The sequence below is a fragment of the Paenibacillus sp. FSL L8-0158 genome (assembly GCF_038592965.1).
In the GTDB taxonomy this organism is placed as follows: Bacteria; Bacillota; Bacilli; order Paenibacillales; family Paenibacillaceae; genus Paenibacillus; species Paenibacillus polymyxa_D.
Genome location: NZ_CP151949.1, coordinates 3,852,234 through 3,876,797, shown reverse-complemented (window position 1 = coordinate 3,876,797; position 24,564 = coordinate 3,852,234). Strand labels below are relative to the sequence as shown.

The 24,564-nt window shown below is 49.6% G+C and carries 16 protein-coding genes; 15 read left to right on the top strand and 1 reads right to left on the bottom strand.

Features of this window, described 5'->3' with window-relative positions:
• Window positions 1-98 precede the first annotated feature (98 nt).
• The 9 genes from NSQ68_RS17040 (at window position 99) to NSQ68_RS17000 (ending at window position 8,361) form a co-directional block, all read left to right on the top strand.
• A complete protein-coding gene (locus NSQ68_RS17040) occupies window positions 99-1,445 on the top strand; it encodes a 2-hydroxycarboxylate transporter family protein (protein WP_307347061.1) in 1,347 nt (448 codons plus the stop codon).
• A gap of 63 nt (window positions 1,446-1,508) precedes the next feature.
• On the top strand, window positions 1,509-2,705 hold the full coding sequence (locus tag NSQ68_RS17035; protein WP_307347058.1) for a malic enzyme-like NAD(P)-binding protein: 1,197 nt from the start codon (window positions 1,509-1,511) through the stop codon (window positions 2,703-2,705).
• Between the two features lie 180 nt (window positions 2,706-2,885).
• Window positions 2,886-3,260 (top strand): hypothetical protein, encoded by a 375-nt coding sequence (locus NSQ68_RS17030; RefSeq protein WP_069012560.1) that lies wholly within the window; start codon window positions 2,886-2,888, stop codon window positions 3,258-3,260.
• A 24-nt stretch (window positions 3,261-3,284) separates the two neighbouring features.
• A complete protein-coding gene (locus NSQ68_RS17025; RefSeq protein WP_307347053.1) occupies window positions 3,285-3,470 on the top strand; it encodes a YfhD family protein in 186 nt (61 codons plus the stop codon).
• A 294-nt stretch (window positions 3,471-3,764) separates the two neighbouring features.
• The gene (gene prmA, locus NSQ68_RS17020) at window positions 3,765-4,730 is read left to right on the top strand and encodes a 50S ribosomal protein L11 methyltransferase (RefSeq protein ID WP_029515347.1); all 966 of its coding nucleotides are present in this window, start codon (window positions 3,765-3,767) and stop codon (window positions 4,728-4,730) included.
• A gap of 2 nt (window positions 4,731-4,732) precedes the next feature.
• Window positions 4,733-5,425, top strand: coding sequence for a site-2 protease family protein (locus tag NSQ68_RS17015; RefSeq protein WP_250239591.1), 693 nt, complete (start codon window positions 4,733-4,735; stop codon window positions 5,423-5,425).
• Between the two features lie 287 nt (window positions 5,426-5,712).
• Window positions 5,713-6,477 carry a 16S rRNA (uracil(1498)-N(3))-methyltransferase gene (locus NSQ68_RS17010; protein ID WP_103049600.1) on the top strand — a complete coding sequence of 255 codons (765 nt, stop codon included), beginning with the start codon at window positions 5,713-5,715 and terminating at the stop codon, window positions 6,475-6,477.
• 1 nt (window position 6,478) lies between these two features.
• The gene (mtaB, locus tag NSQ68_RS17005) at window positions 6,479-7,822 is read left to right on the top strand and encodes a tRNA (N(6)-L-threonylcarbamoyladenosine(37)-C(2))-methylthiotransferase MtaB (RefSeq protein WP_103049601.1); all 1,344 of its coding nucleotides are present in this window, start codon (window positions 6,479-6,481) and stop codon (window positions 7,820-7,822) included.
• 104 nt (window positions 7,823-7,926) lie between these two features.
• On the top strand, window positions 7,927-8,361 hold the full coding sequence (locus NSQ68_RS17000; protein WP_029515343.1) for an NUDIX domain-containing protein: 435 nt from the start codon (window positions 7,927-7,929) through the stop codon (window positions 8,359-8,361).
• Here the strand turns inward: NSQ68_RS17000 and NSQ68_RS16995 are convergent.
• Window positions 8,351-9,373 carry a Na/Pi symporter gene (locus NSQ68_RS16995; protein ID WP_307347042.1) on the bottom strand — a complete coding sequence of 341 codons (1,023 nt, stop codon included), beginning with the start codon at window positions 9,371-9,373 and terminating at the stop codon, window positions 8,351-8,353. The two genes, NSQ68_RS17000 and NSQ68_RS16995, sit on opposite strands and share 11 nt — an antisense overlap.
• A 424-nt stretch (window positions 9,374-9,797) precedes the next feature.
• Here NSQ68_RS16995 and NSQ68_RS16990 point away from each other — a divergent pair, with 424 nt between their 5' ends.
• The 6 genes from NSQ68_RS16990 (at window position 9,798) to NSQ68_RS16965 (ending at window position 24,267) form a co-directional block, all read left to right on the top strand.
• Window positions 9,798-11,177: a class I SAM-dependent rRNA methyltransferase gene (locus NSQ68_RS16990; protein WP_342426608.1), complete on the top strand. Its 1,380-nt coding sequence runs from the start codon at window positions 9,798-9,800 to the stop codon at window positions 11,175-11,177.
• A 237-nt stretch (window positions 11,178-11,414) separates the two neighbouring features.
• A complete protein-coding gene (gene addB, locus NSQ68_RS16985) occupies window positions 11,415-14,981 on the top strand; it encodes a helicase-exonuclease AddAB subunit AddB (RefSeq protein WP_342426607.1) in 3,567 nt (1,188 codons plus the stop codon).
• Window positions 14,978-18,997, top strand: a complete 4,020-nt coding sequence (addA, locus tag NSQ68_RS16980; RefSeq protein WP_342426606.1) for a helicase-exonuclease AddAB subunit AddA — start codon at window positions 14,978-14,980, stop codon at window positions 18,995-18,997. The genes addB and addA overlap by 4 nt, the downstream gene beginning before the upstream one ends.
• 27 nt (window positions 18,998-19,024) lie before the next feature.
• Window positions 19,025-20,209 carry an exonuclease SbcCD subunit D gene (locus NSQ68_RS16975; protein WP_307347030.1) on the top strand — a complete coding sequence of 395 codons (1,185 nt, stop codon included), beginning with the start codon at window positions 19,025-19,027 and terminating at the stop codon, window positions 20,207-20,209.
• The gene (locus NSQ68_RS16970) at window positions 20,206-23,601 is read left to right on the top strand and encodes an SMC family ATPase (protein WP_342426605.1); all 3,396 of its coding nucleotides are present in this window, start codon (window positions 20,206-20,208) and stop codon (window positions 23,599-23,601) included. The genes NSQ68_RS16975 and NSQ68_RS16970 overlap by 4 nt, the downstream gene beginning before the upstream one ends.
• Before the next feature lie 261 nt (window positions 23,602-23,862).
• On the top strand, window positions 23,863-24,267 hold the full coding sequence (locus tag NSQ68_RS16965; RefSeq protein ID WP_342426604.1) for a hypothetical protein: 405 nt from the start codon (window positions 23,863-23,865) through the stop codon (window positions 24,265-24,267).
• The last annotated feature ends 297 nt before the right edge of the window (window positions 24,268-24,564 follow it).

Here is a 24,564-nt window from a genome sequence, read left to right as displayed (position 1 = left end):
TACAAAAGTGAATGATTAGTTTTAAAACCAAATAAAGCGTTTTCCAAGGTGTAGAATGGAAACATGATCATCATTCTTCACTTTTTGGAGGGAGATTTATGGAAAATGCTACGAATCAGCCTGTCATTCAGAAGGGGCAAAGATGGAGTAAAAATCTTGTAGATGGCATCAGAATGCTGGGTAGGGTAAAGGTGGGAGTTATTCCTCTACCGCTCTACGCCGTGATCGCGCTGATTGTTTATGCAGCTGCAATTACTGAAAGACTGCCGAACGATCTACTAGGCGGGTTTGCCGTCATCATGATTTTAGGTATACTGCTCAGTGATCTAGGGGCCAAACTTCCTTTGCTTAAGCATATTGGCGGGCCGGCCATTTTATCTCTTATGGTTCCATCGTTAATGGTATTTTGGAATATGTTTAGTCCATCTGCAATGGGTGCGGTACACACGCTTATGAAAACCTCGAATTTTCTTTACTTCTACATCGCATGTCTAGTAACTGGGAGTATTCTTGGTATGGATCGGAAAATGCTGATGAACGGAATTGTCAAAATTTTTGCCCCCATTATCATAGGATCTATTGCAGCTGTTGCCGTGGGGATGATAGTGGGTATGGCTTTTGGCTATAGCGCCTATCATACATTTTTTTTCATCATCATTCCGATTATCTCCGGTGGGATTGGGGAAGGCATTTTACCGTTGTCCATTTCGTATGGATTGGTGCTGGGCAAGGATTCGGCAATATTCGTATCTCAGTTTATCCCCGCTGCAATTATCGGGAACATTGTTGCAATCATAGGTGCGGGTATTCTAAAGAGATTAGCGGAGAAAAATCCAAAAACTTCAGGTAACGGGAGGTTATTGAAACTGGAGAAAGATGCAGAAAAGTTAGCCCCGGCAAGTCTGGAACAATCGATTTCTTTTCCATTGATGGGAGGAGGTCTGCTGTTAGCTTGCACTTTCTTTATTGTGGGTAAGTTGCTGGAGCCGTATCTCCATATTCCAGGTCCGATCCTCATGATTCTGGCGGCGGCGTTAATTAAGTGCATTCAGATTATGCCGAACACATTGGAGCAGGGAGCTTTTCACTTATACAAATGTATAACGGCGAGTCTGACATGGCCCTTGATGGTGGGATTGGGTATTTTGTATGTACCTTTGGATAGTGTAGTTGGGATTTTAACGGTTCCTTATGCCGTCACCTGCGCATCTGTTGTAGTTGCATTGATTGTTACAGGATACTTCACAGGAAAATGGATTCACATGTATCCCGTAGAAGCTGCTTTGGTGACCAGTTGTCGCGGTGGATTAGGGGGCACGGGAGATGTAGCCATTCTGTCTGCATCCAATAGGATGGAACTGATGCCTTTTGCGCAAATTGCAACACGTATTGGAGGGGCAGGCACGGTCATTTTAGCAACTTTATTACTCCAATTATGGAGCTGATGAGTTTTATACACAGGACTGAGATTCATATCCAAATAAAGACATGAAAGGACGGGGAAAAATATGAGCAGTTTAATAGATGAAATTAGAGAATTACACGCAGGTGGCAAAATGGAGACTTTACCAAAGAAACCAATTGAAACGATGGAGGGGCTGTCCAAAGTTTATACGCCGGGTGTAGCTGAAATTTGTATGGAAATCGCTAATGACCCAGCCAAAGCGTATCAATTAACGATCAAAAAGAATACAGTAGCAGTCGTATCAGACGGAACAGCAGTACTTGGATTAGGAGATATCGGACCGGAGGCCGCTATGCCTGTAATGGAGGGTAAAGCAGTGTTGTTCAAACAATTTGCAGGTGTCGACGCCTTTCCAATCTGTCTCAACACGAAGGACGCTGATGAAATTGTTCAAATTGTCAAAATGATTGCGCCTGCCTTTGGCGGCATTAATTTAGAAGATATATCTTCCCCACGCTGCTTCGAGATCGAAAGACGGTTGAAGCAGGAACTAGACATTCCAGTATTTCATGATGATCAGCATGGTACGGCAGTCGTTGTATTAGCGGGTCTGGTCAATGCATTAAAGGTATGTGGCAAAAAAATGGAGGATGTCAAAGTCGTATTTGCAGGGATCGGTGCAGCGGGTATGGCCTGCTCCCGTATGCTGCTTAAGGCAGGTGTGCGCAATCTGATTGGCGTTGATCGACAGGGAGCTATTCACCGTGACGTGGAGTACAGTAACCCGCATTGGACAGAGTATGCAAATATGACTAATCCGCACAATTTAAGTGGGAGTTTATCCGAGGTGATTGTAGGAGCTGATGTGTTCATCGGTGTGTCAGGCCCCAACATACTGACTGTAGAGGATATACAGAGCATGGCAACTGATCCTATTGTGTTCGCCATGGCGAATCCGAAGCCGGAAATTGATCCGGTTGTAGCTGCACCTTATGTACGTGTGCTCGCTACCGGCCGCTCCGATTTTCCAAATCAGATTAACAATGTGCTGTGCTTCCCGGGAATTTTCCGGGGTGCTCTAGATTGCCATGCTACGACGATTAATGAGGAAATGAAACTAGCTGCCGGACTTGCTATCGCTGATGCAATCTGTCCTGAGGAGCTAAGTGAAACTTATATCATACCGAATGTTTTTAATCCGAAGGTGGTTCAAAAGGTGCGGGATGCTGTTATTCGTGCTGCATGGGAGACAGGAGTAGCCAAGTCAGGTGAAGCTCCAGCAGCTATTTTACACCCGTAAAAGTTATGCTCTTCACAAACTATGCTTCACTGTTTTGGCCTACTGTTCTCAATATCGTCTGCATCCGTCTAGCCTTCGTAGGGAATATAAAATCGTGCCAATGAGCAGGATATAACAAAGCGTAACGCTCTATGCTCTTGAAGAGTAGTTGCGCTCAATACTACACAGGGAGATTTTGAGATGGGCGAAAAAAACATTTTGGCGTATTTCAAAAGTCCTGAGGAAGCACAGGGAGCCGCTAGAAAACTGGAAGCTCTCCGGGCAGCCGATGTGTCGATAGACCGATTTAGCCGGTATCCGCGGCAGTCTACTGGCAACGCCGGATTGCCTGTATTTTCAGGACAGATTAGCAGCTTGTCCTCATTGACACAGGGCGTGGACTTTACAGATGCAACTCCAGCAATACTGGCTGCGGCTGATCCGTCCGCCAGTGGCATGAGTGATGGAGGACAGGGCGGACCGACAGGCCGCGATATTTTGTTGACTGCTGTGGTGGATGAATCCATTCATCATCAGGCAATGTCCATCGTGGAACAAGCGGGTGGAATGCTGTGAAAAGTTTGGAAGGAGCAGTGACCGATGTCTAAAAACAAACGGTTTGATAAAGTGCTGACCAAAACGGAGAAAATCAAACGCATGCAATCTGCTAAAAATGAAGATGTTGAGTTCTCAGCAGATCAGGCAGATGCTGAGGATCTGGAAGCGATCCGACGTAGCGAAGTAGCTGACCGTCGTCAGCAGCGTATCATAAACGACAATGTGTAGAAGCAATTAGACGAGTTATCCCCATCATGTTCAAAAGAAACGATGGGGATCTCGTCTTATTTGTGTGTCCCGCAGTTACCCTAACACCGTCTTATCCATACTAAATCACTCCTTTTCTAGTATATTGTATGGTATGTACTAGATCTAAGGGTGCTTGGACTAAAAGAGTGGACAACATATACAAGCTCTACAAAAAATATTTTGAATCCCGATAATACCAGCTTTTTTGAACTCCTGTGCATGTATATAGTACAATGTAATGTATGCATGTGAAATGAGGAGGAAATGAAAACCATGTTGTGGAATGAAATTACAATACATACAACCGAAGAAGCCATCGAAATGATTTCGAATTTTCTGCACGAAGCAGGTGCAGGAGGGGTTTCCATTGAAGAATCCGGTTCGCTCAACAAGCCGCGGGATACGTCCTATGGACAGTGGTATGATCGACCTTTGAACGACATACCTGAAGGACAAGCGATCATCAAAGGCTATTTTGCCGAAGAAGTGGACATGGATAGTATTCGTTCGCAAATTGAGCCGCGCGTCGAAGAATTGAGAACTTTCGATATTGACCCTGGTGAGGTTCAGTATGAGCTGAAAACAGTGGATGAGGATGACTGGGCAAATGCTTGGAAGCAATATTTCAAGCCTTTGCGTGTGTCGGACCGTCTGACGATTAAACCCACTTGGGAGGACTATGAGCCTGCGAGTGAAGAGGAAAAAATCATTGAGCTGGACCCTGGTATGGCCTTCGGGACTGGAACGCATCCTACGACATCCCTTTGTCTGAGAACGCTGGAATCTGTGATTAAGGGCGGGGAAGAAGTCATTGATGTCGGTACGGGTTCCGGTATTTTGGCCATTGGAGCTGTAAAGCTGGGAGCGAAGCATGTACTTGCCTTGGATCTGGATCCGGTGGCAGTATCCAGTGCGCGAGAAAATACGCGTCTGAACGGGCTGGAGGAACGCATTACCATTAAAGAAAGTGATTTATTATCCGTGCTTAATGCAAGCGATCCAACGCTGGGTATCCAGCTGCCGGTCAAGCTGGTGGTAGCTAATATTTTAGCAGAGATTATTTTGCTGTTCATTGACGATGTTTATAAAGCCCTGGAACCAGGTGGTATTTATATTGCTTCAGGAATTTGGAAGAACAAAGAAGAAGTTGTCGAAACTGCGTTGAAGGCAGCTGGCTTTGAGATTGCCGAAATAAGCCGGGATGAAGATTGGCTGGCGTTTGTGGCGAGAAAGAGGTAAGTATGGATTTTTTACAAAATATTTTTCGTGTAAATTTAAATGTTCTTCCATTTTATTTACTGGCTGTGATCATATCGTTCACGGTTCATGAGTTTGCACATGCATTTTATGCTAATAAATTTGGTGACCCTACAGCCAAGCTACTTGGGCGCGTGACTTTAAATCCGGCAGTGCATATTGACCTGCTGGGTACGCTACTGCTGCTAATCGGAGGCTTTGGCTGGGCCAAGCCAGTTCCGGTTAATCGTGATAACTTTAGTCGTCCGCGCCTCATGGGCATTATCGTATCGGCTGCGGGTCCGCTCAGCAATCTGCTGCTTGCATTTGTTACTACTTTAATCTATGCCGTGCTCCTTCATTTTCAAGTATTGCCGGGGATGGAGAACCAACGGGTGGCTCAAGCAATCTATTTGTTTATCAATGCTTTGATCAATTTAAATCTGTTTTTGTTTATCTTTAATTTGATCCCACTGCCTCCACTGGATGGATACCGGATTGTGGAAGATGTGGCCCCCACTCCTGTGCGTCGCAAACTCCAGCAGTTTGAACAGTGGTCGATCTTTATTTTTCTGCTTATCCTGGTCATTCCACAGGTTCGAGCTGTAACGATTGAACCTCTTTACACGCTGGCCCAGATGATTTATATACAGTTTTTGCAGTTCTCTTTTTATATCACTGGATTATTCGGAGCCTAAGGGCTCCTTTTTTTACGAGAATAGGTAGGTATAACCTGAGTGGAAGAGGGAACAGACTGGTCATATAGGCGCAAAAGATGATATGATGTTGCTTGGTGATTTATTCGGATTTTGTACGGAACGTTAGTGGATAACAGTTATTTTTAGAATGAGGATTTTTGCAAAAATCCAATAAGCGACTTCCAATGAACAAGATATAGATCGAAAGGGTCTAGTTCGTCTAGATATTGCCCTTTGGAGCGACTGAAATCGAATTTTGCAAAATCCAGGAATAGGTGTGAGAGAGAATGCAGCGTTATTTTATTCCGGCAGAGCAATTTCTAGAAGATCACGTGATTGTTGCGGGTGAGGACGCGCGGCATATCGCTAAAGTCATGCGGGGCCGTAGTGGTGACAAAATTATAGTTAGTGACGGGGTATCTAGGGAAGCGCTGGCTGCATTGGATACGATTGAGCAGGATCATGTCACAGCGACGATTATTGAGCCGCTGAAGATGACCTCTGAACCGCATGTGCAGGTCACCATCGCTCAGAGTCTTCCTAAAGGAGACAAGATGGAGACGGTGATGCAAAAATGTACAGAAATCGGAGCAACCGGATTTGTACCGTTTTTGTCCGAGCGTACGGTCGTGCAGTATGATGCCAAAAAAGAAGGCAAGCGACTGGAGCGTTGGCGCAAGATTGTGAAGGAAGCGGCTGAACAAAGCCACCGTAACCGGATTCCAGAAATTAGCGCACCCATGACGTGGAAAGAACTTCTGGCTTCTTTTGCTGGGTATGATTTGATATGTTATTGTTATGAAAAAGAGCAGGGTAAACAGCTACGGGATGTAATCCAGCCTTTGGCAGGACAATGGGCGTCGACGGACATGCCGCGTGTTCTGCTGGTGGTAGGCCCGGAAGGCGGCTTTACTGAAGCGGAAAGCCTGGAAGCCGAGCAGGCTGGAGCCCAGTCTACAGGACTGGGAAGACGTATTTTGCGTGCTGAGACCGCGGGAATGGCTGCATTGGCATGCATTTTATATGAGACAGGAGAAATGGGAGGGGTTTAATATGCCGTCAGTGGCATTTTACACATTGGGCTGTAAGGTAAACTTTTATGATACAGAAGCGATCTGGCAGCTGTTTAAAAATGAAGGTTATGAACAGGTGGATTTTGATGAGCAGACCGCTGATGTCTATCTTATTAATACATGTACGGTTACGAATACCGGCGATAAAAAGAGTCGTCAGATCATTCGCCGCGCGATTCGCCGGAATCCAGATGCCATTGTGGCAGTGACGGGCTGCTACGCCCAAACTTCTCCTGCCGAAATTATGGATATTCCTGGCGTTGATCTCGTTATCGGGACTCAAGATCGGGACAAAATCATTCCGTTCGTGCAGGAAATTCAAGGGACGCGTCAACCGGTGAACGCCGTGCGCAATATTATGAAAACGCGTGTATTTGAGGAAATGGATGTGCCTGATTTTGCTAATCATACTCGGGCCTTTTTGAAAATTCAGGATGGGTGCAATAATTTCTGTACCTTCTGCATCATTCCATGGTCGCGGGGGCTATCCCGCAGTCGTGACGCTGCGAGCATTATTGCACAGGCGCGTCAACTGGTACACGCAGGCTACAAGGAAATAGTACTCACTGGTATCCATACAGGCGGTTATGGTGACGACATGGATAATTATGACCTATCTGATCTGCTGTGGGATCTGGAGAAGGTGGAAGGGCTGGAGCGTATCCGCATCAGTTCGATTGAAGCCAGCCAGATTGATGAAAAAATGCTTGATGTACTGAACCGTTCCACCAAGCTGGTCCGTCATTTTCACATACCGCTTCAGGCGGGGGACGATACCGTGTTGAAACGGATGCGTCGCAAGTACACCACAGAAGAGTTTTATAACAAAATGCTTATGATTCGCAAAGCAATGCCAGATGTAGCGATTACAACGGACGTAATTGTCGGCTTCCCTGGGGAGACGGATGAAATGTTCCGCAATGGCTATGAGTTGATGAAAAAAATCGGTTTTTCGGAAATGCACGTGTTTCCGTACTCCAAGCGTAGTGGAACTCCTGCGGCGCGTATGGAGGATCAGGTGGACGAAGACGTGAAAAATGCACGAGTGCATGAGCTGATACAACTGTCAGAGCAAATGCAACTGGCGTATGCTGAGAAGTTTGTAGGTCAGGTGCTGGAGGTCATTCCGGAAGTTGCGCCTAAAGGTACTGAAGATAGCGGCATACTCCATGGATATAGTGACAATTATATTCAACTGGCGTTTGAAGGTACTGAGGATCTGGTTGGCAAGGTATGCCGTGTGAAGCTGACGAAGGCAGGCATTAATGAAAGTGAGGGCCAATTGGTTCGCGTACTGGAGAATGGGCTGCAAACAGCTTTGTAAGAACAAAAAAAGCCTGAACAGGCAATAGAGATGGCAAACAAGGATTTCGCCTTTCCTTACAGAGAGGACGGAATCCTTGTTGCGCAAGGAAGGGAGATTACAGGATGGCAGCAAAAAAGGAAATTTCAGCAGGCGGTGTTGTGTTTCGCAAACAGGGGGAGCAACTTGAAATTCAGCTCATTACTGACCGATATGGCAAGGTATCCTTGGCTAAAGGAAAAATGGAGTTGGGGGAAACAATCGAACAGACGGCTTTACGTGAAATTCGCGAGGAAACAGGGTTGAACGGGCGGATTATCCAGCATGTAGATATGATTGCTTATACGTATCAGCATCCGGAATTTGGGGAAGTGGATAAAGAAGTACACTATTATCTTGTAGAGGCACTGGATGGGGATTTACAGGCACAAATCGAAGAAATTAAGGGAGTTGCATGGCATAAGCCTGAGGAAGCATGGCTTCTCCAGCGCCAGGGTGGATATGACAATAATGATGTCATTTTGAGCAAGGCGCTGTCCATGCTAGGAATTAACGTTTGATTCTGTGGGGAGATATACGATCCTCTAAACGAGTCCATACAGGTAGGTAGCACAGAGGCAAGACCAGCAGAGAGCTAATGACGTTAAACAGGGTTTGGGCATGGGCTACCTTGGCTCCGGGCTCGGTAGATATCCAGGCGGCGGCCATTTCCAGCCCAGGGATCAACGGCATAAAGAGCAAGGCTCCGCCTACGTTCAGCAGCACATGGGACCAGGCTACAAATTTGCCGGACACGCTGCCACCAACAGCGGCAATCAGGGCGGTTACGCAGGTGCCTACATTGGAGCCGATGACGATGGCGATCCCCACATCGGCTGGCAAGGCACCCGCAGCGGCAAGGCTGATCGCCATGCCAATGACGGCTGCGCTACTGTGAACCAGTGCGGTTAGGCAGGCTCCAGCAGCAAAGGCCCACCACATATTGGCCGCAGCGTGATCAAGAAACCAGCGAAATAGTCCGGCCTGCTCAATCCAGGGACCGACCGTTTGCATCACGCGGATACCCGCCAGAATCAGCGAAAATCCAGCAAAGACGAGGCTGATATATTGTACAGCCTGCGGACGTCTAAGCCCATTGGAGCCGGGTGAAACTCCGGCAGACGCGTACTGGCGAACGGAGACGGATTCTCCCCACAGTACGGCGGCGCTCCAGCAGAGCAGTGAGCCGCAGAGCAGCGGAACAGCCAGCTTGCCAAGCTGGAGCCCCATCAGCTCGGTGGTGAGACAGGTACCGATATTGGTGCCGAGAATGATGCCGAGCGTGCGGCCATAGGTCAACAGCCCGGCGTTGACCAGTCCGATCGTCAGCACCGTTACAGCGGTGCTGCTTTGCAACAGGGCGGTAATGCCTGAACTGAACAGCATACCCCGCCAAGGGGAAACGGTGGCGCGGTTCAGCCAACGGGTGAGGAAGGGGCCGGCCAAATGCCGGAGGGCTGCTTCCATCAGCTTCATCCCGCCCAAAAAAATAAACAGTCCGCCGCACAGCGGCAAAATAACATGAATAAACACGGCTATGAACCTCTCTTCTAATGTAATTTAATGTTGTTGACTAAGGCGATTCACAGCTTATTTGATCTTTCGCTCACTGTAGCAATGCCTTAAAATCACGATATTTCATGAGTTACTTTTAGGGTCTACCGAACATATTGATTCTTTCGCAGTAATGCTAAAGCGCTTATGTAAAAAGCCTATGATCTGTCGAGGACAGCCATGACAAGCATGGCTGAGCTCTTTTTTACGGAGCGATAATTTTGTAGTATCTTCGCAAGCTTTAAAAGCGTGACGTCGATATAAAGACGGGCAGTAGCGGAGCGGTTCATTTGAATCTGGAGAAGCAACAGCGATCGTAAGATCAAATGAATCGCGGAGCCGTGCCTCTATCGAACAAAACGTTTTAACACTTTGAGTAACTTAAGAATAGGAGTGAAGGATTTTGCCTTCAGTAATATTAGAACGCAGCCGTAAAAAAAGGCTGGAGCACGCACACCCTTGGGTGTTTAAAAACGAAATAGCCAAGATCGAGGGGGACCCAGAGGCAGGCGATTTGGTCAGTATCGTTAACCATCAGGGGCGTTATTTGGCGACAGGTTACTATAACCCGGCTTCACAAATTACAGTGCGTGTGATGTCCTATGAGCCGCTGGAAGCAATGGATCAAAACTTTTTTGCCCAACGCTTTCGCAAATGCCTGGAGCACCGCGAACGTTTTGTGACCGGGGGAGACGCTTATCGGTTGGTGTACGGCGAGGCTGATTTTTTGCCTGGACTGATTGTAGACCGATTTGGTGATGTGATAGTCGTGCAGCTGTTAACGCTTGGCATGGATCGACGCAGGGAAGAAATCAGGGATGCGCTCGTTGAAGTAGTGGGTCCTGTTGGTATATATGAGCGCAGTGATGTATCCATCCGCGAGTTAGAAGGATTGGAACAAACGAAGGGTCCCTTGTACGGTGATTGCCCGCGTCATGTGGTGGTGACGGAAAATGGCCTGCAAATCAAGGTTGATATCGTAGAGGGCCAGAAGACCGGGTATTTCTTTGACCAGCGTGAAAATCGTGCGGCCATAGCACCGTTGATGACAGGTTGGGGAGCACGTAGTGGAATTACGCTACAAGAAGTAGCTGCAGACTCAGGGGATGCGGGCACAACGGTCATGAAGCCAGTGAATAAAAGTGGTAAGGTTGTTGAATTCCCATTCTGGGATGGCGCAACCGTATTGGAATGTTTTTCGCACACGGGAAGCTTTACGCTCAATGCATGTAAACATGGTGCTAAAAAAGTAACTTGTCTTGATATTTCTGAGCATGCGATTGAAAGTGCGCGGGATAATGTCAAGCTGAACGGTTTTGAGGAGCGCGTTGAGTTTGTCGTCGATGATGCTTTTCAATATTTGCGCAATCAGGTGAAAGGTGTAGAGGAACGCAATGCACGAGCCGGGGGCAAAGGAGATACATCCAAGCCGCTGACAGCAGGTGGCGGACGCACCTTTGACGTGGTCATTCTTGATCCGCCAGCCTTTGCCAAAACGAAGAACGCTGTCAAAGGAGCTACACGTGGATATAAAGATATCAACCTGCACGGGATGAAGCTCGTCAATGAGGGCGGCTATCTGGTGACAGCGAGTTGCTCGTTCCATATGCGGCCAGAGTTGTTTTTAGATACCATTAAGGAAGCGGCGGCAGATGCCGGCAAAATTCTTCGGCTGGTAGACTGGAGAGCGGCTGGGAAGGACCACCCTCAAATTTTGGGTGTGGAGGAAGGACATTACTTGAAATTCGCCATCTTTGAGGTGCGTAGCCGGACACAGTTGTAGGTTTCATACAAAGTCAAAGTCAATCGCCTATTTGGTGATTGAATAGGTAAAATACACTTGTTTTAGGTATAAATCAGTCCTGTAGAGAAGGCGTGCACCAAGCCAACCTGCGGGACTGATTTATTTTTTATAAGGAGAAAGAATTGCTACAACATGGCAAACGTACGTTCTTTTTTCCCTTGCCTGATATGCTATACTGTTTAATAGAATGTTGTTCGTTGGAAAGGAGGCCGCATCATGTCGGTCCGCTTGTTGATTGGCCGCTCTGGGAGTGGTAAAAGTACGTTAATCCGTAATGAAATAACGTCTATGTTACGCGAGGAGCCGCTAGGTAAGCCTATGCTGTTACTTGTACCGGAGCAATCGTCATTTGCTTCTGAGCATGCGTTACTTACAGAAGCCGGAAACGGTATTCAGGGGTCGGTGCGCGCCCAAGTGATGGGATTTCATCGTCTTGCCTATTTAGTTATGCAGGAAACCGGGGGTTCAGCGCTGGTGCCTGTAACGGAAGAAGGCAAGAAGATGCTTTTATATAAAATTATTCGTCGTCGCAAGGATGAACTGAATTTGTTTAAGGATTCGGGAGACCAGCTTGGCTTTGTGGATCGGTTGAATACATTGTTTACGGAGCTAAAGCAGTATGGAAATGATACTCGGTCTGTACCCGAGCAACTGGAGCGAATGAACGCTGCTGGAGAGTCGACTCCGATTTTGCGCGGCAAGCTCAAAGATATTAGTCTAATCTATGAGGATTTTGAACGAGAGCTGACGCTTAAATATATCGATGGTGAAGATACGCTGCGCATGCTGGCAGAACAGATTACTGAGTCTTCCCTTGTGCGTGGGGCAGATATTTGGATGGATGGCTACCGTAGGTTTACACCACATGAATATAAGGTTGTGGAGCAGCTTATGCTGCATGCCTCTTCGTTGACGGTGGCTCTGACTTGCAACCGCAGCTACGAGAACGGACAGCTTCCGCATGAGCTGGATTTGTTTCATCCTTCGGCGGCTACGTTCGTAAAGCTCAAAGGAATGGCAGACGAGCTAATGATAGAGACGCAGACACAATTACTGCGCCCTGATCCGCTGCCGAGATTTAAGGAGCGTCCGGCGTTGGCGTATTTGGAGGCTAACTTTGAATATCGTACAGGGTTACGGAATCAGGAACAACGGATGCGGCTGCAGCAGCTACGAGAGCAGTGGACAGAAGAACAGCCGGAAGGCATAAAACTGTATGCTGCGGCGAATCGCCGCGCTGAGTTGGAAGGGGCTGTACGCGAAATGCGTCGTCTGGCCCGAGATGAGGGCGCGCGTTATCGGGAGATGGCCCTGTTTGTGCGTCATATTGAAGATTATGAGCCATGGGTGGAACCGATATTCAAACAATATGAAGTTCCAGTATTTCTGGATCAGCGGAGAAGTGTATTGCATCATCCCTTAGTGGAATTGATTCGGGCTTCGCTGGATATCGTGCAGCGACGTTGGCGGTATGAGGATGTATTTCGTGCGGTCAAAACAGATCTTCTCCTACCGCTGGACGGTCGGGTGAGCCGAGAGGAGATGGATCGTCTGGAAAACTATGTACTGGCCTGCGGAATACAAGGCAGCCGTTGGACAGACGGTCGCCCGTGGCAGGCTGTGCCCAGCTTGTCACTGGAGCTGGAGGAGCAGGAACGGAACCGTAGGCGGGATGAAACGTTGGATTTGATGGAGCTGTGTCGGGATGTGATCGTGACGCCTTTACGTGCGTTTGAGAAACGTGTGGGCAAGGCACGAACTGCACTTGAGAAGTGTGAAGCGGTATATCTGTTACTGGAGGATACAGAAATTGGCCGCAAGCTGGACGCCTTCATTCATCAGGCAGAGAAAGCAGGAAATCCTGAGCAGGCGAAGGAGCATCGTCAGGTATGGGACGCAGTGCTTGAACTACTGGATCAAATCGTCGAAATGATGGGTGACGAGAGGCTGGATACCTCTTTGTTTGCGGGTGTGCTGGAAACGGGATTGGCTGAATTCCGTATGGGACTTGTTCCGCCAGCTGTGGATCAGGTTCTAGTCGGAAACACGGACCGTACACGTGTGACCGGTATTCAACATGCTTTTGTGCTAGGTATGAACGAAGGTGTGATGCCGGCTGTGTTCCATGAGGACGGTGTGTTGAATGAGCAGGAGCGTACGGCATTAAACGAACGAGGCGTAGAGCTGGCGCCGGATATGACAAGACGTCTGCTGGACGAGCGTTTTCTCGCTTATACGGCCCTTACTTCAGCCGGTAAAAGCCTGTGGATGAGCTATGCCGTGACTGATGAAGAAGGCAAGTCATTGTTGCCGTCTGAGTTAGTAAGACATGTACGGCAATTGTTTCCTAGTCTGGACGAACGTCCGCTGGCTGGATATCCTTTGCCTGGGGATGCCTGGACGATGCAATGGGAGTATGCTTCTCATCCGTCCGAGGCTTTGCCGCAGCTCATTGCGCAATTACGGCATTGGCGACGTGGAGGTGACATTTTATCTCCTTGGTGGGAGGTATATAACTGGTATGCCAGCCAGCAAGGGCGTGAGAAGGACAAGCTGCGTCAGCTGTTGACCTCACTTTTTTACGAGAACCATGCCGAAATGCAGAAGGAAACGAGCCGCCGTCTGTACGGCAGCAAGCTGCGTACCAGCGTATCTCGTATGGAACGTTTTGTGGCATGTCCATTTTCGCACTTTGCCTCTCACGGTCTTCGTTTGAAGGAACGCCAAATGTATCGCCTGAAGGCCCCGGATATCGGACAATTATTCCATGCAGCGCTTGGAGAGATGGCGATCAATTTGCGTAAACGCAATGTCAGCTGGGGCAGTCTCAGCACGGAGGAATGCCGCCAAGAGGCGGAAAGTACAGTGGAGCGTTTGGCTCCTCGTCTGCAAGGCGAGATTCTAATGAGCTCCAAGCGGTATGGCTACATTTTGCGCAAATTGAAGGATATTGTGAGCCGTGCTTCGTTGATTTTAGGTGAACATGCGCGAAGAGGTAGTTTTGAGCCGATTGGGCTGGAGTTGGACTTTGGACCGGGTCAGCAGCTTCCACCGTTAAGCTTCCGGTTAGATAACGGCGTTGTGATGGAAATTGTCGGACGAATTGACCGTGTAGATGTGGCAGAGGGAGAAAAGGGGTTACTTTTGCGTGTCATCGATTACAAGTCTAGCCAAAAGGATCTCAAGCTGCATGAAGTGTACTATGGCCTGTCCTTGCAAATGCTCACCTACCTGGATGTGCTGCTGAATGCGGCGGAAGAATGGTTGGGCGAGACCGCTTATCCAGCGGGCACACTGTATTTTCATGTCCACAATCCGATGTTGCAGTCGCCTAACGGTCTTAGTGCAGAACAGGCCCGTCAGGAGATTTTGAAACGTTTTAAGATGAAGGGATTATTACTCGCGGATCGGGATGTAGTTGGGCAAATGGATACAGCATTGGACAAGGGATATTCCTCTATTTTACCCGTTGCGGTGAAAGCAGACGGCAGTTTTTATAGCAGTGCTTCGGTTGCTTCGCCGGAACAGTGGGACAGCCTGCTAGCTTCGGTGCGTAATAATATTCGGACGATTGGTACACGGATGACAGAGGGTGATGTGGCCATTGAACCTTATCGTATCCAGCAAGAGACGGCATGTACCTTCTGCTCTTTTAAGCCTGTTTGTCAATTTGACGACAGTCTGGAAGGCAGTGGCTACAATCAATGGGGTAAACCCGGTAAGGATCAGATATGGAATCTGCTGGGTCATACACAGGAAGGGAAAGGAGGAATGGACCAATGATAGGCACGTCAAACACTAAAGGGATGCCGAAGCCGGAAGGCAGTATGTGGAGCGATGACCAGTGGCGTGCCATTTCGGAATCTGGTAACAACATGCTGGTTGCGGCAGCGGCAGGGTCTGGTAAAACAGCGGTGCTTGTAGAGCGTATTATTCGTAAAATTGTCGATCCTCAGCTTGGCTTCAGCGTGGATCGATTGCTGGTGGCAACCTTTACGAAAGCAGCAGCCGCTGAAATGCGTCAACGGATACGTGAAGCGTTGGAACGTGTATTGGAGCAGGAACCGGAAAGTGAACATGTACGCCGTCAGCTGTCGTTGCTGAATCGGGCCTCAATTACGACGCTTCATTCTTTTTGTATGGAGGTCATCCGCAGGCATTATCAGGCCATTCCCCTTGATCCCGGTTTTCGGATTATGAATGAGCATGAGACAGAATTGCTGCGTCAGGAGCTCCTGGAAGAACTGTTTGAGGAGAAATATGAGGCTCATGATGAAGGCAGTATATTCCGCAGACTGGTCGACTGGTTCAGTGGAGAACGCACCGATGATGCCATGTATGTGCTTGTTCAGCGGTTGTATGATTTTTCTCAAAGTCATCCTTGGCCAGAACATTGGCTGCGGGAGACAGCGGCTGCATTTCGTGTACAGGATGTAGTCGCTTTGGGAGAGACGCCTTGGGTTCGCAGCATTTTGGTGGATGCTGCACTTTCATTGCGCGGAGCAGCGAGCTTGCTGGAACAGGCGCATGAAACAGCTATGCAGCCCGGCGGTCCTGCACCTTATGCCGTAACGCTGCAAGAGGATACGGCGATGGTGAAGGGATTGCTGCAGGAACTGGAGACACAGCCGTGGGCATCTCTATATGATCATTTTCAGGCAGCTGCCTTCGGTAAGCTCAAGCCGGTCAAAAAAGATCAGACTGAGCCTGCATTGCAGGAACGGGTTAAGACGCTGCGCGAAGCAGCCAAAAAAATGATTACAGACATGAAGGCTTCCCTGTTTGGCAGGAGAGCAGAAGCCTATTGGGAGGAGCTACACGCCGCAGCTCCGTTGATGGACGAATTGGTAGAAACCGTGATTGTATTCGGGGAACGATTTCAACAGCACAAGCAGTCAAAAGGGTTGGTGGACTTCGGGGATTTGGAACATTATTGTCTGAAAATATTACGACATCCCGATTCTACTCCGTACAAGCTACTACCTTCCGATGCTGCGCTCGAATACAAGGCGCAATTCGACGAGGTGCTGCTAGATGAGTATCAGGATACGAATACCGTACAGGAAGATATCGTTAGGCTGGTATCACGGGAGGAACCAGGTAACCGTTTTATGGTGGGCGACGTGAAACAGAGTATTTATCGGTTTCGGCTGGCGGAGCCGGGTCTGTTTTTGAATAAGTATCAACGGTACGGCATGCAGGAGCAGGAAGATGGCTTTTTAATTGATCTGGCGCGTAATTTCCGCAGTCGGGAGGAAGTTGTCGATGCGGTTAATTTGGTGTTCCGCCAGATTATGAGTGTGGATGTAGCGGAAATTGAGTACGATGAACGAGCGTGGCTGGTACACGGCGCATCCTATCCCGACCAGTCGGATCAAGACACCGCCTCTGTATACGCACCTGAGCTGCTGTTAGTAGATAAGGGTGGACATGGTCTTTCCGAGGCTTCGGAGCTGTCCGAAACGGGGGACGAATCTGCTTTTCAGGAAAGTGAGCTGGCTGAGCTTGTGGAGTTGGAAACGGCACAGTTAGAGGCTCGTGCGATTGCGCAACGGATTAAAGAACTGACCGGAGATACTGGACAACCACTGTTGATTTACGACAGAGGATTAAAAGCGATGCGTCCGGCAGTCTACGGCGATATCGTCATTTTGCTTCGTTCGGCAAGCGTGTGGGCCCCCCTAATTGTAGATGAACTGCGGCTTGAGGGCATTCCGGCCTCCGGGGAGCAGACGACAGGCTTTTTTAAGGCAACGGAGGTTGAGGTGATGTTGTCTCTGCTGCATATTATTGATAATCCGCAGCAGGACATCCCGCTTGCATCAGTGCTTCGTTCGCCGATTGTTGGCTTGAGCGAAGATGAACTGGCGCAAATTCGGTTGGAGAAACCGGATGGATTGTTTTATGGCGCATTGCTGGCGGCGGCAGAGGCGGACTCACTGGAGGAGAGCGAAAAAGGGACCACTGCTGACATCATGGAGTTGGATCTTTTCCCTGAGGACTCTTTATCTTCATCTGACTTTGGTAATATAAATGACGGGAATACGTTGTCTGCCCGACTACGTTCATTTTTGCGTAATTTGGAAGCCTGGCGGCAGGAAGCCCGACTAGGCAGCTTAAGTGCATTGATTTGGAATGTGCTGGAGGAAACCGGATATCTGGATTGGGTCGGTGGACTGCCTGGCGGCTCACAGCGTCAAAGCAATTTGCGGGCGCTATATGACCGAGCGAGACAGTATGAGACTTCTACGTTCAACCGAGGATTGTTCCGATTTCTGACCTTCATTTCCCGTCTACGGGAGCGAGGCGGTGATTTAGGATCAATTAGCGGAGGGACTGAACCCGATCAGGCTGTCCGCATTATGACTATTCATAAAAGTAAAGGACTTGAATTCCCTATCGTGTTTGTTGCTGGGACGGCAAAAATGTTCAATCAACAGGATCTCAATGCACCGTTTCTTATGCACAAGGAGTTGGGGTTTGGTCCTAAATATGTGGAGGAACAAAATCGTGTCAGCTACCCTACGCTCCCCAATTTAGCGATCCGCCGACGCTCACAGCTGGAGCTATTGGCTGAGGAAATGCGGGTGTTATACGTGGCGCTTACACGTCCGCGTGAAAAGCTGATTATGACCGGAACCGTGAAGGACCTCGCTTCGCGCGCAGCGAGTTGGGCACGTGCCAAAGAGCATACGGAAACGGTCTTACCAGACTATATGCTGGCGGCAGGCCGCAGCTATCTGGACTGGGTAGGTCCCGCTTTGATTCGGCATCCTTCTGCTACTTTGTTGAGGGAAGCAGCAGGTGATCAAGATGGGTACTATCACAAGTTGGAACATATGCCAGGAACAGACTGGTTATTTAAAATCGTGGCTTCGGAAACACTTTCCGGCTCTCGTGTGAACTCAGATCATGAGGAAGAGATGTCGGGCGAAGAGCGCCAAAAGAAGATAGAAGCACTGAGAAATGCGGAGCTACTCGACTTGAACGAAGAGAGTGAAACGGACATTGAAGCTGCTCTTTCCTGGACCTATCCGTATGAACGGGCCGGCAAGACGGCAGCCAATACATCGGTTACTGAAATGAAAAGATGGCTGGAAATGCAGGAGATGGGATCGGACGATTGGTTGAATCTATCTACCTCCCTACTAGCAGAGTTACCGGGGGATCGGGAGGATTCTCACACTGGAGGAAGTCAATTACACTTGCGCAGACCTAAGTTTATGGGGAATCAGCGACTGACTCCAACGGAACGAGGAACGGTCTATCATACGTTGATGCTGCATTTGCCACTAGATGGGGGAATGAGCGCCGAAGTTATTGAGGAAACAAAGGCTCGTTTGCTCAATCAGCGTATGTTACTGGATGTCCATGCAATGGCGCTAGATACGAATAAAATATTACGCTTTTTCACTAGTGAGCTGGGTAGCAGAATGTTGGGGGCATCGCATGTTCAAAGAGAGCTTCCGTTTACTTATACCATGCGAGCAACCGATTATTGGAACCACAGCTTACCATCGATGTCACCAGGACAGGAAACAGATTCGGAAGGTGGACAGGACGGAGATAAAGTGCTGATGAACGGCATTATTGACTGTCTATTTGAAACTCCCGAAGGACTCGTGCTGGTGGATTATAAAACAGATCGGATATCTGAATATCGTACGCTGTCCCATTTAACAGACCAATATCGATTTCAATTAGAGCTGTATGCCCGTGTGATCGAAGAAATTACAGGCAAAAAGGTTGCTGAGAAGTGGTTGTATTTTTTAGAAGCTGGAGAGAGTGTACAGCTGTAGTTATATAGATAGGAGAGGAGGAATAACATGCGGATTTTGCATACAGGTGATTGGCATTTGGGCCGCACGTTGGAGGGACGCAGCCGTTTGAAGGAGCAGGAGGCCTTTTTGGAAGAATTGGCGAAAATGGCTGATGATCAGCAGGCCGATTTGATAATGATGGCTGGAGACGTATACGACTCAGTCAATCCTTCGGCCGCAGCCGAGCAATTGTTTTATGAAACGTCTGCCCGTCTTACGGCTGGAGGAAGACCTCTAGTCGTCATTGCGGGCAATCATGATCAGCCGGAAAGGGTATCTTCGGTCACACCGCTGGTGAGCGGGCGCGGAATTACATTGCTGGGACTGCCCCATGGGGAAGCGGTACGCGTTCATACACCACGAACGGACGAAATAGCATGCATTGCAGCCTTGCCATATCCCTCCGAGTCTCGTCTGAACGAGCTATTGTCTGAAGACGGAGATGAAACAGTATTGCGCGAGGCATATAGCCGCCGTGTGGGCTTGCTGATGTCACAGCTAGGTACAGCATTTCGGCCTGACACCGTTAATTTGTCGATGAGCCATATTTATGTGCTTGGCGGGCTGGAGTCGGACTCGGAACGCCCAATTCAGGTCGGGGGGGCGTATACCGTAGATCCGTCTGCTTTGAGCATTGGGGCACAGTATACGGCTCTAGGACATTTGCATCGTCCCCAATATGTAAAAGGAGACGGGCTGATGCGTTATAGTGGCTCGCCGCTGGCTTATAGCTTTTCCGAAGCCGGACAAGCCAAGTCGGTTACGTTAATTGACGTAGTTGCTGGCAAACCTGCTCAGGTCGAGGAACTGTATATTACCAGTGGACGCCCATTAGTAAGGTGGCGCGCACGGGGAGGTCTGGAGGAAGTATATCGCTGGCTGGATGAAGGACTGGATGCCGATGCCTTTATTGATCTGGAAATTACGCTGGATGAAGCGATGTCGATGGGAGATATCCAGCGGTTGCGCAAAAGCCGTGAAGGCATCATTCATATTCGCCCTATGTATCCAGAAATGGCTGCCGCACAGTTGGAGCACCAACGATCAGAACTGCCAGTGCATGAGTTGTTCCGGGCATTCTATCAGCGGCAGACAGGCGGAGCACAGCCGGATGACGGATTAGTGCAGTTGTTTCTGGAACTGGTGGAACAGGATGATGCAAGAGACCACGCTGAGGAGGATGACGCATGAAACCAATCCTTCTAAAACTGGCGGGGTTGCAAAGCTACCGGGAGTCGCAGGAAATTCGCTTTGACGATTTGACCGAAACTGGACTGTTCGGAATTTTTGGCCCAACGGGTAGTGGAAAATCAACGCTGCTGGATGCCATTACGTTGGCTATGTACGGTAAAGTGGAGCGGGCAGTGAATGGTACACAAGGCATTATGAATCATGCTGAGGATACGTTGTCTGTTGCATTTACGTTTGAATTAATGTCAGCTCAAGGACCGCGGCGTTACCGTGTAGAACGACGTTTCAAACGTGCTGGAGGCGTATCGGTTAATAATACGCTTAGCCGTTTTATTGCGTTAACAGAGGATGGCGAGGAAGTGCTTGCCGATAAGGTGCAGGATGTGACACGCTGTGTGGAGGAGTACATCGGCCTGAAAATGGACGATTTTACACGAGCTGTCGTATTGCCGCAGGGAAAGTTTGCGGAATTCTTGTCCTTAAAGGGCAGTGAACGCAGACAGATGCTACAGCGTTTGTTCCATCTGGAGAAGTACGGAGATCAACTTGCACAGAAGCTAAGCCGTCGTGTGAAAGATAACGATATCGCACTGAAAGCATTAGAGGCGGAGCAGCAAGGGCTGGGGGATGCGAGTGCTGAAGCGCTTGAACATGTAGAGTTACGTCTCAAAGAGGCGATTGCCAATGCAGAAGCTTCGCGTCGCGAGCTAGAGCGTGTCTCACGTGAATCGGAGGCGCTAAACAAAACCCGTGAGCTGGTCATCGAGCTCAGCCAAAGATTGAACGAGCTGGAGCAGTTGGCAGCACAGGAGCCGGGCATTGCTTTACTGGAGCGTAAGCTTCGACAAGCAACTGCAGCCGAGGCATTGCTGCCTGCACTGACGGATTGGAAGGAAGCCATTACTGAAGCGGAAAAACGGCATAAGACTGCCGAAGAAGTGGCAGTCCTGGCCGCTACCGCGCAGGAGGCTGCGCTTGTGTCTGCGCAAGCAGATGAGCAGGCCCGGCAAGCACTCAGTGCCGAAGAACCAAAGCTATTGCTTCGGATCGACCAACTAGAACAGGCGCTTCAACTGGAGCGTGATACGGAAGCGTTGCGGACCGAACGGGACCGTCTGGCGGCCGAGCTTGTGCATAGCGAACAAATCCTTGCTGAACATGCAGAAGGACTCGCAAAGGAACAAGAGCTACAGACGCGAGGCTTGAAGCGACAGCAAGAGCTTCAACAAGAGCTAAAGCAAAATGAAGTGCGAGCAGATGAGCGGCGTATGCTGCAAGAGGCTGTGCAACGGTTGCAACAGCTGGAAATCGCGAATGAGCAATTGCGTGAAGCTGAACTGGAGTACGCGACTCAGGAGAAACGGCTTGCGCAAGCAGACGAACGTCTAAAGCTGACGGACCAGGAGACACAGGAGACGGAGGCACGGCGTTCTGCCCTTGCTGCACAGGCAGCTGATGGCATTGAGGCATTGCTTACGCTGGAGGCAGAAATCACCGCCGATATGTCGTCACTGGCTGCCGAGGAAGAACAGCTGCGTCACGAGCTCCGTGCCGAGGAGCTGGGGCGTCTCGCTCAGCATCTCGCTGCCGAGTTGCGCGAAGGCGAGCCATGCGCAGTGTGCGGCTCGCTGCATCATCCCGCGCCTGCCATCGTCGCGGCGCATAGCGCGGATGCCGCTGCGCCAGATGAGCTGCACCGCCTGCGTCTCGGTTTGCAGGAGCTGCGCCTCACACTGCGCCAGCAGTTGCACGAGCAACGCAGCTTGCTGGCGCAGCCCGCCACCGCAGACAGCGGCGCTGCCGCCACGGGCGAGCCTTTCACGCCTGCGGCGGCGCCAGTAGAGCCGCGTGGTGCCGCAGCATGGGCGGAGCGCTGCGCGGCGTTGGAACGTGCTGCGGCCGAGTTAGCCGCACGTGCGTATGCGCTGCCTGCCGAGGCACAGGCGCTGCGCGAAGCAGACGCAGCTGGACAGCAGCGGCGTATCCGTGCTGCCGCCGAGCAGGAGGCAGCAGCTGTAGCGCTGACGCAGGCACAGAGTAAGCGCGAGGCATGCACCACGCGCAGCGAGGGGCTGCGCGCCGAATGGGTCGCGCAGCTGCCAGATGTCGCTCCGGACGAAGCCGCGGAGCGTTACCGCGCCATGCAGGAGCGCGACGGGCGCGCGGAAGAGCTGCGGTCCCGGCTGGAGACGAGTGTGACCTTCCTCGAAGGAAAGGCGGAGCGTGTTCAGCAGATACAGCAGAGTATCATCGAGGAGGACAAAATCATTATTGCCCGCCGTACAGGGCTCCAAAGCAAAGATGATTCGCTTCGTGAAAAGCTAGTACAGCTCCGAAAGTGGGTTGGAGATGGCCAAGCGGCTTCATTGCTGGAAGAAGCGACCTCGCGACTGTTGGGACTTAAAAACGGAGCCGAAGCCGCGGCACGCCACCGTACTGAAGCGGAAGAACGCAAGCAGCAAGCCGTTCATGCTTCACTGATTGCCCGGCAAGCCTCCGACTCGGCAGAAGAAAGACGTCAGATGGCAGAGTCCCGTTGGGGCAGTCGTCTGGAAGCCTCCTCTTTTGCTACGGAAGCAGAGGTTATGGAATGCTGCCTGGGACCGGAAGAAGCCGCACGCTATGAGCGTGAAGTGAGTTTACATCGAGAACGGGAAAAAGAGCTGTCTTCCCGCTTAAAGCATGTCGAAGAGCAGCTGAATGGAGCAACGGTAACAGAGGAACAGTGGGAAACGGCTACTGCACAGCTACGTGATTGCCGTGCACGCGACGAAGAGGCGCTTCAGAATCGCGCCAAGGCTGAGCGTGATTTAGAGGACTTGCAGCATCGGCACGTCCGCTGGATGGAACTGGAGTCCAATCGTATACATTTGCGTAGCGAAGCGGAAAAAATGTCCAAGCTCCAGTCTGTTTTTCGTGGCAATGCCTTTGTGGAATATATTGCCGAGGAGCAACTCATGCAGGTTAGTCAATCGGCTTCACGCCGCCTACGTTTTCTGACCAAGCAGCGTTACGCGCTAGAGGTTGATTCCAGCGGTGGTTTTGTCATTAGTGACGATGCCAACGGTGGGGTCAAACGTCCGGTATCGACCTTGTCTGGTGGCGAAACGTTCCTGACCTCCTTGTCGCTTGCGCTTGCGCTGTCGGCTCAAATTCAATTGCGGGGCCAATACCCTCTGCAATTTTTCTTTCTGGATGAAGGCTTTGGAACGTTGGACCCTGAGCTGCTTGACACAGTGATCACCTCACTGGAAAAGCTGCACCACGATCAATTGTCTGTGGGTGTGATTAGTCATGTGCCTGAACTACGGGCCCGTCTTCCGCGCAAGTTGGTTGTTCTTCCAGCAGAGCAGGCTGGAGGCGGCTCACGTGTGGTTATGGAAACTTTTTGAAGTAATGTGATACAGGTCACAGATACAGTTTCAAACTATTGTTATAATACAGCCAAGCCGACAAGTTAATCATACAGCACCCCGGCGGACGTATGCTGCGGAAGAAATCTTCCCGTCATACGTCCGTTCAGAGGGGCTCTGCCAAGAGCTCCCGGGGTGCTTCTTTTTTTTGCAAGCCGGAATTCGCCCAATTTGATGTAGCAAATAGCCCGTTTTTGAATAACATACGGTATACATGCAAGAGCCTAGGAGGAAACAATCATGGAAAAAAGCATGACAACCGAAAAAGTTACATCACCGGAACAGACGGATGCTAAAACACTATGTCAAAAGCATATGCATCGTTATGTATGCGTATGGGTGAAGGACGGGACAATGTATGACGGCATTGTAGAGCATGTGGATGATGAAAAGATATACTTAGCCGTTCCTATGGGTGGGGACGAGATGGAAAATGTCAATGTTAATCTCCCGTATCCGCCTAATAATTGTGGTTGCGGTTCCCGTGCTTATGGTGGCTATGCGTCTTACCCTCCGTATCCGTATCCGTACCCGTATCCAGTACCCGCTTATGCATATGGGTTCCCGTACGGACGCCGTCGCTTTAACCGTTTGATTCTGCCACTTGCAGCGTTGACAGCGATCAGCTTGCTGCCTTATTACTAATCCTAATTTCTTAGTCGCCAGATATAGTGAATTCTCTGCTCTCTCCCGCCTACAGCTCTTGTACAGTACAAGTGACTTTAAGGCGCATTCATACATCATCATCATGCAAGGCTGTTTCTTCCATTATGAAGAAACAGCCTCTTTTTCACATATACTATCCCGCAATATGACCCAGTAATTGAAACTGTATCAGTACAGTTTAATGAAAAGAGATATCCTGTTTATCCATAAACCATGGTAACATCTAGCGTGTAAAGAAACATAAGACGGAATAAGCATGTAATGAGTATGTAAAGA

Bases quoted from the DNA above. Each gene is read 5' to 3' on its own strand.
- NSQ68_RS17040 (WP_307347061.1), top strand. From the start codon at position 99: ATGGAAAATGCTACGAATCAGCCTGTCATTCAGAAGGGGCAAAGATGG.
- NSQ68_RS17035 (WP_307347058.1), top strand. From the start codon at position 1,509: ATGAGCAGTTTAATAGATGAAATTAGAGAATTACACGCAGGTGGCAAA.
- NSQ68_RS17030 (WP_069012560.1), top strand. From the start codon at position 2,886: ATGGGCGAAAAAAACATTTTGGCGTATTTCAAAAGTCCTGAGGAAGCA.
- NSQ68_RS17025 (WP_307347053.1), top strand. From the start codon at position 3,285: ATGTCTAAAAACAAACGGTTTGATAAAGTGCTGACCAAAACGGAGAAA.
- prmA (WP_029515347.1), top strand. From the start codon at position 3,765: ATGTTGTGGAATGAAATTACAATACATACAACCGAAGAAGCCATCGAA.
- NSQ68_RS17015 (WP_250239591.1), top strand. From the start codon at position 4,733: ATGGATTTTTTACAAAATATTTTTCGTGTAAATTTAAATGTTCTTCCA.
- NSQ68_RS17010 (WP_103049600.1), top strand. From the start codon at position 5,713: ATGCAGCGTTATTTTATTCCGGCAGAGCAATTTCTAGAAGATCACGTG.
- mtaB (WP_103049601.1), top strand. From the start codon at position 6,479: ATGCCGTCAGTGGCATTTTACACATTGGGCTGTAAGGTAAACTTTTAT.
- NSQ68_RS17000 (WP_029515343.1), top strand. From the start codon at position 7,927: ATGGCAGCAAAAAAGGAAATTTCAGCAGGCGGTGTTGTGTTTCGCAAA.
- addB (WP_342426607.1), top strand. From the start codon at position 11,415: ATGTCGGTCCGCTTGTTGATTGGCCGCTCTGGGAGTGGTAAAAGTACG.
- addA (WP_342426606.1), top strand. From the start codon at position 14,978: ATGATAGGCACGTCAAACACTAAAGGGATGCCGAAGCCGGAAGGCAGT.
- NSQ68_RS16975 (WP_307347030.1), top strand. From the start codon at position 19,025: ATGCGGATTTTGCATACAGGTGATTGGCATTTGGGCCGCACGTTGGAG.
- NSQ68_RS16970 (WP_342426605.1), top strand. From the start codon at position 20,206: ATGAAACCAATCCTTCTAAAACTGGCGGGGTTGCAAAGCTACCGGGAG.
- NSQ68_RS16965 (WP_342426604.1), top strand. From the start codon at position 23,863: ATGGAAAAAAGCATGACAACCGAAAAAGTTACATCACCGGAACAGACG.